Below are 15,493 nucleotides of genomic sequence, written 5' to 3' on the forward strand. Positions count from 1 at the left end.
TGAGGTGCTAGTGCCCTTTATCGGGCGTGGGGGTTCAAGTCCCCCCTCGGACACCGAAGAGAAGTGCCGGTCGATCTCGTATCGACCGGCACTTCTCGTTTTCCACAGGGCGAGCGGGCGGCCGGGACGGCGGGCGGTTGGCGCCTATCCTGGGGGAGTGATCGAGAACCTTCCTCCCTGTCCCCAGTGCTCCAGCGAGTACACGTACGAGATGAACAACCTGGTGGTCTGCCCGGAGTGCGGCCACGAGTGGGTCCCGGCCGCCGACGGGGCGACGGACGGTGGCGGTACGGACGCGGGCGGCGAGAGCGTGATCAAGGACGCCGTCGGCAACGTGCTCAACGACGGCGACACGGTGACCGTCGTCAAGGCCCTCAAGGTCAAGGGCAACCCCTCCGGCATCAAGGCCGGCACGAAGGTGCGCAACATCCGGCTGGTCGACGGTGTCGACGGCCACGACATCGACTGCCGTATCGACGGCTTCGGTGCCATGCAGCTCAAGTCCAGCGTGGTCAAGAAGGCCTGACCCGAGGCCCTGACGACGGCGACGGCCCGGCACGGCCGGCATGCGGGGGGCCGTCGTGCGTCGGCTAGGGCTTTCGGGCCACCACCAGGCGGCAGTGCGGGCTGCCGTCGGCTCGGTGGCCCAGGGCTTCGAGGGGGGTCAGAGCGACCTCGAAGCCTGTCTCCTCCAGGCGGGTGCGGACGTCCGCGAGGCGGAACGTGCGGTAGTACATGACGAAACGCGGGTGCCACAGCGCGTTCCGGACGCGCATCGCGGCGTCGAAGCCCCACAGCGTCCAGTAGAGGCGCGAGCCGACCTGGGGCGGCGCCGGGAGGGGGAAGGCGAAGGTGCCGCCCGGGCGGAGCGAGGCGTGGACCTGGGCGAAGAGCGTGCGCTGGGCGTCCGGGACGAAGTGGCCGAAGGCGCCGAAGCTGACCGCGAGGTCGAAGACCGGGGCGAACGGCAGGGCCAGGGCGTCCGCGCGGACCAGGGCCGCAGCGGGGTGGGCGCCGCGTGCCCGGGTCAGCATGCCCGTACTGAAGTCGACGCCCGTGATCCGGCCCGCGCACACGGAGCGGAGGACGCCGAGTCCGGCGCCGGTGCCGCAGCAGACGTCGAGCCCCGAGTCGAAGGGGCCGAGCTCCTCCAGGGCGTCGGACACCGCGCTCAGGAGCCGGTCGGAGGTGCGGAACGGGGTCGCGTCGAACTTGTTCGCGAGCAGGTCGTAACCGTGCTCGACCGAGGAGAGGGCCTGGACGGTCAGCTCACGGAGGCTGGGGCCCTGCGGGGTGAACATGGTTCCGAGCCTATGCCGTCACTGCCCGTACGTGTCAGAGCGCACTGCGCACGGGGGGCGCCGGGGGCCTGGACCAGGCCGGGGCGATGCCGGTGAGCTGGCAGACCAGCAGGTACAGGGGGATCGGCGGCGTGTAGGGGGACGTGCCGTCGGGGTGGTGGACGAGTCGCGGGCCGCGGTCCGGGACCTCGGCGCCCGGCGCGTAACAGGCGGGCAGCGGCCAGGTCAGGTCCAGGTCGGAGCCGGCCGGGACGAGCCACCACCACCAGTCGGTGTCGGCGTAGACACAGCCCTTGGCGGGGAGGCGGGAGAGGATCTTGAAGCCGAAGCGGGCGGGGACGCCGACGGCGTCGAAGCCGAGGCCGGTGTGCAGGCCCACGGGGACGGCCAGGCGGGTCGCGCCGAGTTCTGCGGAGTCGAGGGCGCCGGAGCCGGGTGACGTGGAGCCGACCGTCCTGCCGTGCGGTCCCCTGGGGTCCGCGGCGCCGCGCTGGCGCGGGACGGTGGGGTTCTCCGGCGGCTTGCGGGCCGAGCGGGGGATCAAGAGGGTGGCCATCGACCTCAGCATGGTTCCCCCATGCCGTGGGCCAGCTCCGCCCAGACGATCTGCGCCGTGCCGTGCCCGGTGCGGTCGGCGCCCCAGGCGGTGCACAGCGCGTCGACTATGAGGAGTCCGCGGCCGCGTTCCTCCTCGCCGCAGTCGCGCATCCGCGGTCCCGCCGCGCCGCCCTCGTCCCGCACCGCTATGCGCAAGGTGTCCTCGCCCTCGCGGAGTTCGCAGATCACCCGGCCGCTCGCGGTGTGGACCACGGCGTTGGTGACGAGCTCGGAGACGACCAGGGCGACGGTGTCACGTATCTCGGGGCCGCAGCCCCAGAGAATGAGCCGCTCCTCCGCGAGCCGGCGGGCCCGCGCGACCGACGCGGTCAGGGCCGGGAGCTCGAAGGCGAAGCGGCGTACGCCGTCGGCGGGGGTGCCGGTATCGGTCCGGGGTTCTGGGCGCTGGGCCATGACTCGAGGGCTCATGAGACCTGAAGGCTGCGCGTTACCAGAAGCCACGACCGGTTCCTCACAACAGTGGGCAGGAGTGCCGTACGGCGCTGCCTCCATGGCGCGGTGGCGCATGACGGCAGCGTGTACTGGTTCACCGGAACACTGTCCTCCTGACTCGGACACTTGGCAAGTGGCACTCTGAAAATTGCAGAGTGCTGTGTTCTCTACGGCCTTGCTTCGTGGCACACTCGTCGAAACAGTGCGTCGGGGAGGTCTGAGAGTGAGCGAGCCGCGGTCCGCCCCCACGGTGGGACAGGTTGTTCTCGGCAGGCGGCTGCAGGATCTGCGCGAGCGGGCCGGCCTGAAGAGGGAAGAGGCGGCCAAGATCCTCCGGGTGGCCCCGGCCACCGTCCGGCGCATGGAGACGGCCGAGGTCGCGCTGAAGGTTCCGTACGTCCAGCTCCTGCTGAAGGAGTACGGGATCACGGAGGCCGAGGCGGAGGGCTTCGTCGCCCTCACGGAGGAGGCCAACCTCCCCGGCTGGTGGCAGCGGTTCCACGACGTGCTGCCCGGCTGGTTCTCCATGTACGTGAGCCTGGAAGGGGCGGCCAGCCTCATCCGGGCCTACGAACCCCAGTTCGTCCCCGGTCTCCTGCAGACCGAGGCCTACGCCCGAGCCATTCTGCGCAGCGGGGCGGTCGGCGGCAGCGATGCCGGCAAGGACGAGGACGCCGAGCGTCATGTAGCCCTACGGATGGAGCGCCAGTCCCTGCTGACGAGGGAGGACGCCCCGAAGTTCTGGGTGATCATGGACGAGACGGTGTTCCGCCGACCGGTCGGTGACGGGCCCGAAGTGATGCGCGACCAGCTCGACCGGCTGCTCGAAGCGTCCGAGTTGCCGAACGTCACCCTGCAGATCGCGGAGTTCGCGTCCGGCCACCACCCCGGCACCTACGGACCGTTCGTCCTCTTCCGCTTCGCCATGCCCGAACTCCCGGACATGGTCTACAGCGAGTACCTGACCGGCGCGGTCTACCTCGACGCGCGCCCCGAGGTGGCATCCCACCTGGAGGTCATGGACCGCATGGCGGCTCAGGCCGCGACTGCACAACGCACGAAGGAGATCCTCCGGGACCTCCGCAAGGAGCTGTGAATGGATCGCATATACAACGGCATGCCCGCCGCTGAGCTCGGTGCCGATGGCTGGCACAAGCCCTGGAGCGGCGGGAACGGGGGCAACTGCGTGGAGGCCATGAAACTGGCCGACGGCAGAGTCGCCGTGCGACAGTCCGCAGACCCTGAAGGACCCGCGCTCATCTACACCCACGGGGAGATCGCCGCTTTCATCCAGGGGGCCAAATCCGGTCAGGCTGACTTTCTGCTCACCTGACCCTTCCGCCCCGCCCGTTCCGTCGCGTAACTCTTGCTGAAGTGCCACCCGTTCGTCCCGACCAGGAGAGCCGATGACCCAGGACCCCGCATCCGTACGGATCGACACCAGCAAGCCGCATCCGGCGCGCATGTACGACTGGTTCCTGGGCGGCAAGGACAACTACCCGGTCGACGAGGCGATGGCGAAGCAGCTGCTCACCGTCGACGCCCGGGGCCGCGACATGGCCCGCGTCAACCGGGCCTTCATGCACCGCGCCATCCGCTGGCTCAGCGCCCACGGCGTCCGCCAGTACCTGGACGTCGGTACGGGCATCCCGACCGAGCCCAACCTGCACCAGATCGCGCAGGGGGCCGCGCCGGAGTCCCGCATCGTCTACTGCGACTACGACCCGATCGTGCTCGCGCACGCGGCCGCGCTGCTGCGCTCGACCCCGGAAGGGGCCACCGAGTACATCCAGGCGGACGCCCGTGACCCCGAGACCATCCTCGAAAGGGCCGGAAAGGTCCTTGATTTCGACCAGCCCATCGCCCTGTCGATGCTCGCCCTGCTGCATTTCGTCGGGGACGAGGACGGTGCCTACGACCTGGTCGCCAAGATCGTCGAGAAGCTCGCGCCGGGCAGCTATCTCGTCCTCTCCCATGTCACCGGGGACTTCGACCCCGAGGGCGCGGCGAAGGCGAGCGCCATGTACAAGGCGCGCGGGCTGACCCTGCGGCCCCGCTCGCGCGACGAGCTGGCCGCGTTCTTCGAGGGCCTGGAGTTCGTCGACCCGGGCGTCTCGCTCACCGCCGAGTGGCACCCGGAGCTGGGCGAGCCCGTCCCGGTCCAGGGCGACGACCCGATCCCGGGGTGGGCCGCCGTGGCCCGCAAGCCCTGACGAGATCCCTGAACAGTGCGGCACGAAGGCCCGCGGACCGAGGTCCGCGGGCCTTCACCTGTGTGCAGCGCCTGATCCGACGGTCGCCGCTTAGGGGGCGACCAGTGTCACCCGGAAGCTCCGCGCCGGGCTCACGTTGCCGGCGGCGTCGATCGTGCGGTACTCGACCGTGTGCGTCCCGTAGTCCGGGGTGGCGTCGTCCCACGGCACCGCCCGGCTCCGGCCCAGTTTCCCGTACACGAGGTCGTCGATGACCGTGCCGCTCGGCGTGAAGCGGAAGGGCGCGTCGGCGTCCGTCGGCCAGCCGTAGTACGTGTACCAGCCGTCGCCGTCGACCCGGAACTGGCTCACGACGGCGCCGTCCCGGTCGTCCCGCGCGGTCAGCCGCATCGTGAACGGGCCGTCGTAGACGTACTCGACGGGGAGCCCGGGGCGCCGCACGGTGCGCAGCGGCGTGGACAGTTCGTACGAGGACGTGGCCGCGCGGGCGTCCACCGTCCAGCTCAACTCCTCGTCCGTGCCCGGGATGTGGGCCGTCAGCGTGTGCGTCCCGGGTGTCACGCGGAGCGAACCCAGGTTCAGGTCACGGTCGTTGCGGGTGGTCGGGTGGACCGGCCGGCCGTCCAGACGCCAGTGCACGGCCGGGGTGCGGTCCGTCGGGTGTGTGGTGTCCGCGTGGACGACCGTCCGCGCGCCGACCGGGTCGCCGGTGGGGGTGTGCCCGGTGAACGCGGCATCCACGGGCGTCCTCCGGGTGGTGAGGGAGGTGTCCACCGTCCAGTCGACCGTGCGGGTGAGCGCCGTCGAAGCGCGGACCGCCGGGTCGCGGACGAAGGGCGTCGGGTCGGTGACCGTCGCCGTGAGCGTGTGCGTGCCGGGGGAGAGGTCCATCTTCCGCAGGTCGACCGTGCGCGCGCCGCGGGTCGTGAGCTCGCGCCCGTCCAGGCGCCAGGTCACGGCGAGTTCACCGCCGACCGGGTGCAGGGTGTCCACCCACACGGTCCGGTCCGCGCCGATCGGCTCGGCGTCGGGCGTGTGGTCCTGGATCAGGTCGACCTTCGCGGAGATGGCGCGGACCATCACCTCGCGCTCCACCTGGTCGAAGGCGTAGCCGAGGGTCTTCATCAGGGAGTGACGACTCGGCCGCCAGACGCCCTTCGTGGTGTACAGGCCGCCCTCGTGGCGGCCGATGACCCCGCCGGACTCGCTCTTCTCGCCGAGCCAGCGCCACCACTTGGCCTGCTGGGACCGCATCTGATCCTCTGTCAGGAGAGTGTGGTGGGTGGAGCCCGGCTCGGGGCCGGAGTACGTCCCGCCCGGCACTCCGCGTCCGTAGTAGTCGTACTCGTCCTGGAGGCCGCCGAGCGAATGGCCTATCTCGTGCGGGGTGATGAGGGAGGAGAGCGCGTTGCCTCCGGAGGCCGTGGCGTAACTCCCGCCCGCCCCACCGTAGGTGGAGCTGTGGGCGAGGGCGACGATCTGCCGGTTGGCGCGGCTCGTGCCCGGGACGAGGTCGGCGAGCGCGCCGGCCTTCGCGCTGTCGACGGTGAGCAGCCGCTGCACGCTGCCCGGGTTGCAGCCGCCCCAGAAGCCCATGTCGAGCACGGTGTCGCGCATGGGGGCCGTCAGGCCCGGGTCGCAGTCCACGCCGGACTCGGCCGAAGGGGCCTCCACCGCCCACACGTTGACGTACGAGCGGTACGAGGCGAACGGCTCGATGCTCCACAGCGTGTTCAGATGCCGTTCCAGGTCGGCCCGGAAGGCCGGCATCTCCGCGGCCGTGTAGCCGTCGCCCATGAACACGAGGTTGAACCGGCGGTCCGCGGGGCCGGTCGTCTGGACGGGGACGACGACCGGGCCGCCGGTGGTCGTCGGGGTCTCGGCGGCCGCCGGTCCCGTTCCCACGAGTCCGACGGCCAGCAGACACACCGCGACGAGGCGGGCCAGGCCTCTTCGTGCTCCCTTGCGACGCTGTGAGGTCATGGGGCGCGAGCCTAGGCCGCGCCCCCGATCCCGTAAAGATGTTCGTCAGCCGTACTGTTCCGCGACGGTGCCGTGAACGCTCCGCGTCGGTTGAGTACTGCTCAGTGCCGCAGATAGGCCAGGCCGGCGTGCTCCGCCGTGTAGTTCTCCACGAGCCGCCGGGCCACCGCCACCGAGTCGACCAGCGGATGCAGGGCGAACGCCTTGACCGCCGTCGCCCGTGAGCCGCTCTCCACCGCGGCGAGCACCTCCCGCTCCACCGCCTTCACGGCGGTCACGAGACCGACGGCGTGGTACGGCAGCGGCGCCACCGACACCGGATGGGCGCCGTTCGCGTCCACGAAGCAGGGGACCTCGATCACGGCGTCCGCGTCGAGCGCGGCCAGCGTGGAGCCGTTGCGGACGTTGAGGATCAGCGTGGCCCGCTCGTTCCGGGCGACCGCCCGCATGAGGGCGAGCGCCACCTTCTCGTACCCGCCCGACTCCAGGTCCTCCTCGGCGCGCTCGCCGATGCCGGCGGCCTCGCGGTTGGCGGCCATGTAGGTGGCCTCGCGGTCGGCGAGCGTCCGGTGCCAGGTGTCCAGGGCGGGCGTGTCGGGTTTGCCCATCTCCTCGTAGAAACCGGCCTGTTGGTCGCGCAGATAGGCGCCGCGGGTGCGCTCGGCGGTCCGGTAGGCGTGCACCGCCTCCCGGTTGAAGTAGTAGTAGTGCAGGTACTCGTTGGGGACGGCGCCCAGCGATCGCAGCCACTCAGGGCCGAAGAGCCTGCCCTCCTCGAAGGAGCCGAGCGCCTCCTCGTCGGCGAGGAGCCGGGGGAGTTCGTCGCGGCCGCCGATCCGCAGACCGCGCAGCCAGCCCAGGTGGTTGAGGCCCACGTAGTCGATCCACGCCTCGTCCGGATGCGCGCCGAGGACGCGGGCGACGCGGCGGCCCAGGCCCACGGGGGAGTCGCAGATGCCGACGACCCGGTCACCCAGGATCCGGGACATGGCCTCCGTCACGAGCCCGGCGGGGTTGGTGAAGTTGATGACCCAGGCGTCGGGGGCGACTGCGGCGACCCTGCGGGCGATGTGCTCCGCGACGGGCACGGTCCGCAGCCCGTACGCGATCCCGCCCGCCCCGACGGTCTCCTGGCCGAGCACCCCCTCGGCGAGCGCGATCCGCTCGTCGGCCGCCCTGCCCGCCAGGCCGCCGACCCGGATCGCGGAGAACACGAAGTCGGCCCCGCGCAGCGCCTCGTCGAGGTCCGTCGTCGCCGTCACGACGGGCGCGTCCGGCACCCCTTCGCCCTGCTCCACGAGGACCTTGGCGACGGCCGAGAGGCGGCCCTCGTCGAGGTCGTACAGCGTGACGTGGGTGACCCGCCCCTCGGCGTGGTCGCCGAGGAGAGCGCCGTACACCAGCGGCACCCGGAATCCGCCGCCTCCGAGAATCGTCAGTTTCATGCCCGTACGCTACTCGGGCGCACGCGCCGGGCAGCGGGTCGACGGGCGAGCGTCCACGGCGGCGTCCACATGCCGGGCGCGGCGTCGGCGTGCCCCTGGGGGAGAATGGCGGCATGTCCCGACGCAAGACCCGCCCCCGTACGTCCCCGGCCCCCGCTGCCCCGGCCGTCACCGCGGACTCCCCCTGCCCCTGCGGCCTCGGCGCCGTGTACGGCGCGTGCTGCGGCCGCTTCCACAGCGGTACGGCGGGCACGGCGCCGACGGCGGAGCTGCTCATGCGCTCCCGCTACAGCGCCTTCGTCGTCCGCGACGAGGCGTACCTGCTGCGGACGTGGGCGCCGGAGACCCGTCCCGGTGAGGTCGATTTCGACCCGGCCCTGCGCTGGACGGGCCTGGAGATCCAGGGGGCCACGGACGGCACCGCCTTCCACCAGCACGGCACCGTCACCTTCGCGGCGACCTACGTCCACGGCGGCGAGCCCGGCGCGATGCGCGAGCGGAGCCGCTTCGCCCGCCACGAGGGCGCCTGGGTGTACGTGGACGGCGACGTCACCGACACCGACTAGGGACGGCGACGCCTCCGCGTGACGGGGACGCCCCCGCCTCACGTACGGCCACCTCACCGCGTCACGGCGACGCCTCCGCCTCATGTACGGCGACGCCTCCGCCTCATGAACGGCGACGCCCCCGCCTCACGTACGGCGGCGTCACCGCGTCACGGATACCGTCCGGTCGTCCCCGGACCGCCCCGCCGGAAGTCCGCTCGCCAGGTCCTCGGCGACGACCCTCTTGGCGATGGCGTCCGTCGCCACCCGCAGCTCGGGACCGCTGGGCCGGCCGCGCTCCTGCTCGATCCGGTCGGAGAGCCAGTCGCCCCAGGCCCGGGTGATCACCCCCGCCTCGCGCTCGCCCGCCGGGGTGTGCGAGAAGAGATTGCCGTCCCGGGTGAGGAAGCCCTCGTCGACCATGCGCTCGAAGACCGGCACGAGCACCTCCGGCGGCACCCGCCGTCCGGCCGCGATCAGACCGAGGCTCGCGTGCCCGACCGTCCGGGTGAAGAGCTCGACCTGCATCACCGCCCAGGCCCCCGCCGTGTCGAGCCGCGTGTCGGACGTGCCGACGATCCGCCGGGCGGTGTCGAGGTCGATACGGCGCAGGATCCGGCCGACGGACAGTTCGAGGAGTTTCGCCGAGTCGCCGGACGTGGTGGGGGAGGCGAAGCCCTCGCCCATGTCGGGGGCGGAGGCCCGCGCCGAGTCGCGCAGCGTCACCTGCTTGAGGAAGAGGGCCACGACGAACCCGATCGCGGCGACCGGCACCGTCCAGAGGAAGACGGTGTGGAGGGTGTCCGCGTAGGCGCGGACGATCGGTTCGGCGACCTCGTCCGGCAGGCCGTGCACCCCGGCCGGGCTCTGCGCGGCCTTCGCCAGGCCGGCCGGGTCGATGCCGAGGCTCCCGGCGATCGCCGCCGCCTCGCCGACCCCCGCCGTCAGGTTGGGCTTGAGGGAGTTGACGTAGATCGTGCCGAAGACGGCAGTGCCGAAGGAGCTGCCGAGCGTACGGAAGAAGGTGACGCCCGAGGTCGCGGTGCCGAGGTCGGCGTACTCGACGGTGTTCTGCACGGCGATGGTCAGGACCTGCATGCACAGGCCGATGCCGACGCCGAGCACGAACATGTAGAGCGACTCCAGCCAGGTGCTGGTCTCCGGGCCCATGAGCGAGAGCAGATAGAGGCCGACGCCCATCACCGCACAGCCGACGATCGGGAAGATCCGGTAGTGGCCCGTCTTGCTGACGACGTTGCCGCTGAAGATCGAGGCGATGAGCAGTCCGACGACCATGGGCAGGGTGCGGATGCCGGAGACGGTGGCCGAGTCCCCGTCGACGTACTGGAGATAGGTCGGCAGGAAGGTCATCGCGCCGAGCATGGCGAAGCCGACGACGAAGCTCAGCACGGAGCAGACGGTGAAGACCGGGTTGGAGAACAGCCTCATGGGCAGCATGGGTTCGGCCGCCCGGGTCTCCACCCAGCAGAACAGGGCGAGGGAGGCGAAGCCGCCGACGAAGAGCCCGATGATGACGCCGGAGGTCCACGCGTACTCGTTGCCGCCCCAACTGGTCGCCAGGATGAGGGCGCTGGAGCCCGCGGCGACGAACGCGATGCCGGCGTAGTCGATGACCGGGCGGCTCGCGGAGCGTACGGAGGGGATCGTGCGGGCGGCGGCGATCACGACCAGGATCGCGATGGGCACGTTGACGTAGAACGCCCAGCGCCAGCTCAAGTGGTCGGTGAACAGACCGCCGAGGAGCGGGCCGATGACGGTGGAGACACCGAACACGGCCCCGATCGCGCCCTGGTACTTGCCGCGTTCGCGCAGCGGGATCACATCGGCGATGAGCGCCATCGAGGTGACCATGAGGCCACCGGCGCCGATGCCCTGGAGGCCGCGCCAGACGATCAGCAGCGTCATGTTCGTGGCGAGTCCGCAGAGGAACGAGCCGGTGATGAAGATGATCGCCGAGATCTGGAAGATCACCTTGCGGCCGAAGAGGTCGCCGAACTTGCCGACGAGGACGGTCGCGACCGTCTCGGCGAGCAGGTAGGCGGTGACCACCCACGACATGTGGGCGGCGCCGCCGAGATCCGAGACGATCGTGGGCAGGGCCGTGCCGACGATCGTCTGGTCGAGGGCGGCGAGGAGGACGCCCAGCATGATCGTGCCGAACACGATGTTGCGGCGGCGTTTGTCGAGCACGGGTGGCTCGGTGGCGGCCGGGGGCGCGGGCACTGCGTCGCTGGTCGTGGTCACCTTCGCAGCGTCACACCGCCTCCGGCCTCATGCATGCGGGGGACGGCCGAACAGGTGTACCCCACCGTCAGGAGCCGGAGGCTTCCGACGGCCCGGGCCGTCAGGGGCCCGGCCTGTCAGGGCATGACGGGCAGCTGGGGATGGTGCTTGGCGAGGATCTTGTTGGCCCGCGCCAGCGCCGCCAGGGCGTGCTCGCGGTCCGCCCGGTCCTCCGCGCAGAGCGGCCCCCGGAACCGGTACACCTCACGCGCCGCGCAGTCCGCGTCGACCTCGGCCTGGAGGACGTGCAGCGGGAGACAGGCGCCGATCAGGGCGGCCACGCTGTCGGGGATCGGGACGGGGACGAGGGGCGACGGCGAGGCGATCACGGGGCAATCCTTGCGGGTCCGGGAAGGGTGCGGGAAGAGCGCGGAGGTCTCTCTCTTCATACGTACCGGATCGCGGTGCCGGTTCCGGACCGGGCGTGTCGCGGCGCGGCGACGACACGGCGGCGCTCAGCCGCGGAGCGCGGCCGGCGGGGGAGCGGCCCGCGCGCGCACCCCGCCCGCGGGCGTCCGCGTTCCCGCAGGTACGGGCTTGATCGGCAGCATCCGCACCGCGCACCGGCTCCGGTCGTCGCTCGATTGTTCGTCGAACAGGTTGCCGATGGGGGCGGGTTGGGGAGGACTGATCATCCGTCGGATGTGAAGCATCTCACTCGCGGTTCCGGCGCCTTCCCTCCACGGCGATTCCGTGCCCGGTCTACGAGAAGATCTCGGCCAAGTCGTACGAGAGGGGCTCGTCCAACTGCCCGTAGCCGCACGACTCCGGCGTCCGGTCCGGGCGCCAGCGCTTGAACTGGGCCGTGTGGCGGAAGCGGTCGCCCTCCATGTGGTCGTACCCGACCTCGCACACCCGCTCCGGCCGCAGCGCCACCCACGAGAGGTCCTTCTTCCCCGACCAGCGGCTCGGCGCACCCGGCAGCCGCGCCCCCGCGTGCGCGGACTCGTCCCCCCACGCCGCCCACGGGTGCCCGTCCGGCGGATCCATGCGCAGCGGCTCCAGCTCCTCGACGAGTTCGGCGCGCCGGGCGGCGGTGAAGGCCGCGCACACGCCGACGTGCTGGAGGACGCCCCCGTCGTCGTACAGACCGAGCAGCAGCGAGCCGACGACCGGTCCGCTCTTGTGGAAGCGGTATCCGGCCACGACCACGTCGGCCGTCCGCTCGTGCTTGATCTTGTACATGAGGCGGGCGTCCGGCCGGTACGGCAGATCGAGCGGCTTGGCGATCACGCCGTCGAGCCCCGCGCCCTCGTACTGCTCGAACCAGCGCGCGGCGACCTCCGCGTCCCGGGTCGCGGGCGCCAGATGGACCGGGGCGTCGACCCCGTCGAGGATCCGCTCCAGGGCCGCCCGTCGCTCGCTCAGCCCCACGTCGAGCAGCGAGTCGTCCCCGAGGGCCAGCAGGTCGAAGGCGACGAACCGCGCCGGAGTGGTCTCCGCCAGCATGCGGACCCGGGAGTCGGCCGGATGGATCCGCTCGCTCAGCCGGTCGAAGTCGAGGTGGCCGTCGTGCTCGATCACGATCTCGCCGTCGACCACGCAGCGCTCCGGCAGCCGGGCCGCGAGCGCCTCGACCAGCTCGGGGAAGTAGCGGGTGAGCGGCTTGCCGGTACGGCTGCCGATGACGAGCTCCGGCCCGTCGCGGTGGACGATCGCCCGGAAGCCGTCCCACTTGGCCTCGTACTGCATGCCGGGCGGAATCCGCTTCACGGACTTGGCGAGCATCGGTTTCACGGGCGGCATCACCGGCAGATCCATGGGGACGATTGTCCGGTATGCGGGACTTGTCGGCGAACCCTAGGCTGACCCGCATGGCAGGCAAGGCAGCAGCGGTGGAACTGGAAGTCGGCGACCGGACCGTGCGGGTCTCGAACCCGGACAAGGTGTACTTCCCCGAGCCCGGCTACACCAAGCTCGACATGGTCACCTACTACCTGACCGTCGGTGACGGCATCACCCGCGCCCTGCGGAACCGGCCCACCACCCTGGAGCGCTACCCCGACGGGGTGACCGGCGAGTCCTTCTTCCAGAAGCGCGCCCCCAAGTACCTGCCCGACTGGATCCCGACCGCCCACATCACCTTCCCCAGCGGCCGGTCGGCCGACGAGATGTGCCCCACCGAGCCGGCCGCCGTGCTCTGGGCCGCCAACCTCGGCGCCGTCACCTTTCACCCCTGGCCGGTACGGCGGGAGGACACCGACCACCCCGACGAGCTCCGCATCGACCTCGACCCGCAGCCCGGCACGGAGTACGCCGACGCCGTCCGAGCCGCCCACGAGCTGCGCTCCGTCCTCGACGAGCACGGGCTGCGCGGCTGGCCGAAGACCTCGGGCGGCCGGGGGCTCCACGTCTTCGTGTCGATCACACCCGACTGGACCTTCACGCAGGTCAGAAGGGCGGCCATCGCCTGCGGCCGGGAGCTGGAGCGACGGATGCCGGAACGGGTGACCACCAAGTGGTGGAAGGAGGAGCGCGGGGAGAAGATCTTCGTCGACTACAACCAGACGGCCCGGGACCGGACCATCGCCTCCGCGTACTCCGTACGCCCGCGTCCGCACGCGCCCGTCTCGGCGCCGCTGCGGTGGGACGAGATCGACGACGCGGTGCCGCGCGACTTCGACATCAGGACGATGCAGGTCCGGTACGCCGAACTCGGCGACATCCACGCCGACATGGACGACGAACGCTTCAGTCTGGAGTCCCTGCTCGAACTGGCCCGGCGGGACGAGGCGGAGCACGGGCTCGGCGACCTGCCGTATCCGCCGGAGTACCCGAAGATGCCGGGCGAGCCGAAGCGGGTCCAGCCGAGCCGCGCGAAGAAGGAGCCGGAGTCGCCCGAAGAGGCGTGAACGTGTGGGCGGGGGCGGTGACGGGGTGCGCTGCGGTGCGACGGGGCGGGCCCGCCCGTTCCGGGTGGGGGCCGGCCCGCCCCGTCGTTCCGACCTTAAAACAACACGAACGGTCGTGCTAGCATTTTTTGTGTATCCAGGCCGACCGAGGAGATCCGGCATGTACCCGATGGCCCCGCTCGTACGCACCGTCCTGAACACCGCAGCCCGCGTCACCCCGGAGTCCGCCGGGCGCCTGGCCTTCCACCTCTTCGTCCGCCCGCTCGGCCGGGCGCGGCAGCGGCCCGAGGAGCAGGCGCTCTTCGCCGCCGCCCGCACGGGACACCTCCGCGTCCGGGGCAAGGACGTCGTCACGTACGCCTGGGGTGACGGGCGCCGGCCGGTCCTGCTCGTGCACGGCTGGTCCTCGCGCGCCTCGCGGCTCACCGCCTTCGCCGAGGCCCTCGTCGAGCGCGGCTACAGCCCCGTCGCCTTCGACGCACCGGGCCACGGCGAGTCCTCGGGCAGGGCGAGCAACATCATCGAATACCGGGCGATCATCCGGGAGTTGCACGCCGAGCACGGGGACTTCGACGCCGTCGTCGCCCATTCCTTCGGCGTCCTCGCCGCCCACCTGGCCCTCCGGGACGGCGTCCGCGCCGGCCGCCTGGTGGGGCTGGGCGGCGTCTCGTCCTTCACCATGCTGATGGCGGGCTTCCGGGCCGGCCTCGGCGTCGACGAGCTGGTGGTCCGGCGTATGCGTGCGTACGTCGAGCGCCGGGTCGCGCCGGGCGAGCCCGGGATCTGGGACCGGTTCGACGCCGACGGGTCACCTGCCGAACTCGACCTCCCCGTCCTGCTGTTCCACGACGAGGGCGACGACATGGTCCCGGTCGTCCAGGCCCGCCGCCTGGCCCGCGCCCACGGCGACCGGGCCCGGCTCGTCGTCACCCGGGGCCTCGGCCACCGCCGCATCCTGAAGGATCCGGGAGTGGTGGCCGAGGTCGTGGAGTTCGTGACGGCCGGGGCCGTCAGCTCGCCGGTGTCGTGATCACCGCCGGGTCGGCGCCGGCCCGCCGTGCGGGCCGACCTCGAGAGGTGACCGCAGTTTCATGCCCTGCCGGCTCACGCCGGTGGGGGGATCGTCCTCGGGGATACGGGTGGCGAGGAAGTCCGTCCCGGCCCGTTCGAAGCCGTAGGACATGAGGCCGACGACCCTGTTGTCCGACGCGGCGATCAGGGCGGCACCTGAATCGCCCCCCACGAATCTGGCGGCCACGCCGAGTGTGGTCGACTCGCAATTGATCCGGAGGAGATCTGTCCAACTGCTGTGGCCCGGAGGGACGGGCCAGTGGTTGTTGGCCACGCCGTAGCCGTGGACGGTCACGATGGTCGATTCCTGGACCTGGCCTGTCTTCTGGCCCACCCATTTCACCGTCTCGCCCTGGACGGGCTCCCTCCGGATTTCGAGCTCCTTTTGTTGTTGGTAAATCCCGTGGACGGTGTTCGAGGTCAGGTCCTGAGTCGTCTCGCTGGCATCGGGAACCTCGCACCACGCGAAATCGTACCGATTGTAGAACAGGGGAGTCGGGACCCCGGCCCCGTAATGGCGGATGATCTCGAAGGTGCCGTCGCACACTCCGAGGATGTCCCATTCCGGATCGGAGTCGTAGTCCGGCTCCGGCTGGTAGACGAAGCTCCCGGGCGGGTGCTGAACACTGTCCCTATCACGTGAGCGTTGGCCAGGAGGCAGCGTTTGTTGCGGTACATGGTCGTCACGCCCAGTGTTCCGAATCCTGGTGACAGTATGCCCGCGCGGTG

At 71.3% G+C, this 15,493-nt stretch carries 17 protein-coding genes; 7 read left to right on the forward strand and 10 right to left on the reverse strand.

The features are described 5' to 3' along the window. The first annotated feature begins 157 nt into the window (after positions 1-157). The gene (locus tag ACFC0G_RS28130) at positions 158-526 is read left to right on the forward strand and encodes a zinc ribbon domain-containing protein YjdM (protein WP_376408042.1); all 369 of its coding nucleotides are present in this window, start codon (positions 158-160) and stop codon (positions 524-526) included. Positions 527-590: 64 nt separating this feature from the next. On the opposite strand, the gene ACFC0G_RS28135 is transcribed toward ACFC0G_RS28130, so the two are convergent. From ACFC0G_RS28135 to ACFC0G_RS28145, 3 genes are read right to left on the reverse strand one after another with little or no spacing between them, the layout of a single operon-like run. Continuing rightward, positions 591-1,301 (reverse strand): class I SAM-dependent methyltransferase, encoded by a 711-nt coding sequence (locus tag ACFC0G_RS28135; RefSeq protein ID WP_376408044.1) that lies wholly within the window; start codon positions 1,299-1,301, stop codon positions 591-593. 34 nt (positions 1,302-1,335) lie between these two features. After that, positions 1,336-1,857 carry a hypothetical protein gene (locus ACFC0G_RS28140; protein ID WP_376408047.1) on the reverse strand — a complete coding sequence of 174 codons (522 nt, stop codon included), beginning with the start codon at positions 1,855-1,857 and terminating at the stop codon, positions 1,336-1,338. 5 nt (positions 1,858-1,862) lie between these two features. Next, positions 1,863-2,312 carry an ATP-binding protein gene (locus ACFC0G_RS28145; RefSeq protein WP_376408050.1) on the reverse strand — a complete coding sequence of 150 codons (450 nt, stop codon included), beginning with the start codon at positions 2,310-2,312 and terminating at the stop codon, positions 1,863-1,865. A 262-nt stretch (positions 2,313-2,574) separates the two neighbouring features. Between ACFC0G_RS28145 and ACFC0G_RS28150 the strand changes: the two genes are divergently transcribed. The 3 genes from ACFC0G_RS28150 to ACFC0G_RS28160 all read left to right on the forward strand — a co-directional run bounded on the left by ACFC0G_RS28150 (position 2,575) and on the right by ACFC0G_RS28160 (position 4,564). Beyond that, a complete protein-coding gene (locus ACFC0G_RS28150; RefSeq protein ID WP_376408053.1) occupies positions 2,575-3,447 on the forward strand; it encodes a helix-turn-helix transcriptional regulator in 873 nt (290 codons plus the stop codon). Next, complete coding sequence (locus ACFC0G_RS28155) at positions 3,448-3,684, forward strand: DUF397 domain-containing protein (protein WP_055640502.1); 237 nt, start codon at positions 3,448-3,450, stop codon at positions 3,682-3,684. It begins immediately after the preceding gene. Positions 3,685-3,757: 73 nt separating this feature from the next. Continuing rightward, positions 3,758-4,564 (forward strand): SAM-dependent methyltransferase, encoded by an 807-nt coding sequence (locus ACFC0G_RS28160; protein WP_376408056.1) that lies wholly within the window; start codon positions 3,758-3,760, stop codon positions 4,562-4,564. Between the two features lie 90 nt (positions 4,565-4,654). Here the strand turns inward: ACFC0G_RS28160 and ACFC0G_RS28165 are convergent, their stop codons facing one another. Together ACFC0G_RS28165 and ACFC0G_RS28170 are read right to left on the reverse strand one after the other, a co-directional pair. After that, positions 4,655-6,547: a M64 family metallopeptidase gene (locus ACFC0G_RS28165; RefSeq protein ID WP_376408059.1), complete on the reverse strand. Its 1,893-nt coding sequence runs from the start codon at positions 6,545-6,547 to the stop codon at positions 4,655-4,657. 101 nt (positions 6,548-6,648) lie between these two features. Beyond that, positions 6,649-7,992: a 6-phospho-beta-glucosidase gene (locus ACFC0G_RS28170; protein WP_376408062.1), complete on the reverse strand. Its 1,344-nt coding sequence runs from the start codon at positions 7,990-7,992 to the stop codon at positions 6,649-6,651. Positions 7,993-8,105: 113 nt separating this feature from the next. Here ACFC0G_RS28170 and ACFC0G_RS28175 point away from each other — a divergent pair, with 113 nt between their 5' ends. Then, a complete protein-coding gene (locus tag ACFC0G_RS28175; protein ID WP_376408065.1) occupies positions 8,106-8,558 on the forward strand; it encodes a YchJ family protein in 453 nt (150 codons plus the stop codon). A 141-nt stretch (positions 8,559-8,699) separates the two neighbouring features. Here the strand turns inward: ACFC0G_RS28175 and ACFC0G_RS28180 are convergent, their stop codons facing one another. The 4 genes from ACFC0G_RS28180 to ACFC0G_RS28195 all read right to left on the reverse strand — a co-directional run bounded on the left by ACFC0G_RS28180 (position 8,700) and on the right by ACFC0G_RS28195 (position 12,602). After that, positions 8,700-10,802: an MDR family MFS transporter gene (locus ACFC0G_RS28180; RefSeq protein WP_376408068.1), complete on the reverse strand. Its 2,103-nt coding sequence runs from the start codon at positions 10,800-10,802 to the stop codon at positions 8,700-8,702. A 116-nt stretch (positions 10,803-10,918) separates the two neighbouring features. Next, entirely contained in the window at positions 10,919-11,170 is a 252-nt protein-coding gene (locus tag ACFC0G_RS28185; protein WP_376408071.1) for a hypothetical protein, read from the reverse strand. Positions 11,171-11,296: 126 nt separating this feature from the next. Continuing rightward, positions 11,297-11,476, reverse strand: coding sequence for a hypothetical protein (locus ACFC0G_RS28190; protein ID WP_376408074.1), 180 nt, complete (start codon positions 11,474-11,476; stop codon positions 11,297-11,299). Between the two features lie 67 nt (positions 11,477-11,543). Next, entirely contained in the window at positions 11,544-12,602 is a 1,059-nt protein-coding gene (locus tag ACFC0G_RS28195; protein WP_376408077.1) for an ATP-dependent DNA ligase, read from the reverse strand. A gap of 53 nt (positions 12,603-12,655) precedes the next feature. On the opposite strand from ACFC0G_RS28195, the gene ligD reads away from it, so the two are divergent. Together ligD and ACFC0G_RS28205 are read left to right on the forward strand one after the other, a co-directional pair. Next, positions 12,656-13,693, forward strand: a complete 1,038-nt coding sequence (gene ligD, locus ACFC0G_RS28200) for a non-homologous end-joining DNA ligase (RefSeq protein WP_376408080.1) — start codon at positions 12,656-12,658, stop codon at positions 13,691-13,693. Between the two features lie 160 nt (positions 13,694-13,853). Next, positions 13,854-14,723 carry an alpha/beta hydrolase gene (locus tag ACFC0G_RS28205; protein WP_376408083.1) on the forward strand — a complete coding sequence of 290 codons (870 nt, stop codon included), beginning with the start codon at positions 13,854-13,856 and terminating at the stop codon, positions 14,721-14,723. Here the strand turns inward: ACFC0G_RS28205 and ACFC0G_RS28210 are convergent, their stop codons facing one another. Beyond that, positions 14,724-15,311: a hypothetical protein gene (locus ACFC0G_RS28210; protein WP_376408086.1), complete on the reverse strand. Its 588-nt coding sequence runs from the start codon at positions 15,309-15,311 to the stop codon at positions 14,724-14,726. It abuts the gene before it with no gap. Between the last annotated feature and the right edge of the window lie 182 nt (positions 15,312-15,493).

Source organism: Streptomyces sp. NPDC056169, assembly GCF_042268445.1.
Taxonomy (GTDB): Bacteria; Actinomycetota; Actinomycetes; order Streptomycetales; family Streptomycetaceae; genus Streptomyces.

Excerpts from the sequence above, each read along its gene's own strand:
- ACFC0G_RS28135 (WP_376408044.1), bottom strand. The coding sequence starts at position 1,301 with ATGTTCACCCCGCAGGGCCCCAGCCTCCGTGAGCTGACCGTCCAGGCC.
- ACFC0G_RS28140 (WP_376408047.1), bottom strand. The coding sequence starts at position 1,857 with ATGGCCACCCTCTTGATCCCCCGCTCGGCCCGCAAGCCGCCGGAGAAC.
- ACFC0G_RS28145 (WP_376408050.1), bottom strand. The coding sequence starts at position 2,312 with ATGGCCCAGCGCCCAGAACCCCGGACCGATACCGGCACCCCCGCCGAC.
- ACFC0G_RS28155 (WP_055640502.1), top strand. The coding sequence starts at position 3,448 with ATGGATCGCATATACAACGGCATGCCCGCCGCTGAGCTCGGTGCCGAT.
- ACFC0G_RS28160 (WP_376408056.1), top strand. The coding sequence starts at position 3,758 with ATGACCCAGGACCCCGCATCCGTACGGATCGACACCAGCAAGCCGCAT.
- ACFC0G_RS28165 (WP_376408059.1), bottom strand. The coding sequence starts at position 6,547 with ATGACCTCACAGCGTCGCAAGGGAGCACGAAGAGGCCTGGCCCGCCTC.
- ACFC0G_RS28170 (WP_376408062.1), bottom strand. The coding sequence starts at position 7,992 with ATGAAACTGACGATTCTCGGAGGCGGCGGATTCCGGGTGCCGCTGGTG.
- ACFC0G_RS28175 (WP_376408065.1), top strand. The coding sequence starts at position 8,106 with ATGTCCCGACGCAAGACCCGCCCCCGTACGTCCCCGGCCCCCGCTGCC.
- ACFC0G_RS28190 (WP_376408074.1), bottom strand. The coding sequence starts at position 11,476 with ATGATCAGTCCTCCCCAACCCGCCCCCATCGGCAACCTGTTCGACGAA.
- ACFC0G_RS28195 (WP_376408077.1), bottom strand. The coding sequence starts at position 12,602 with ATGGATCTGCCGGTGATGCCGCCCGTGAAACCGATGCTCGCCAAGTCC.
- ligD (WP_376408080.1), top strand. The coding sequence starts at position 12,656 with ATGGCAGGCAAGGCAGCAGCGGTGGAACTGGAAGTCGGCGACCGGACC.
- ACFC0G_RS28205 (WP_376408083.1), top strand. The coding sequence starts at position 13,854 with ATGTACCCGATGGCCCCGCTCGTACGCACCGTCCTGAACACCGCAGCC.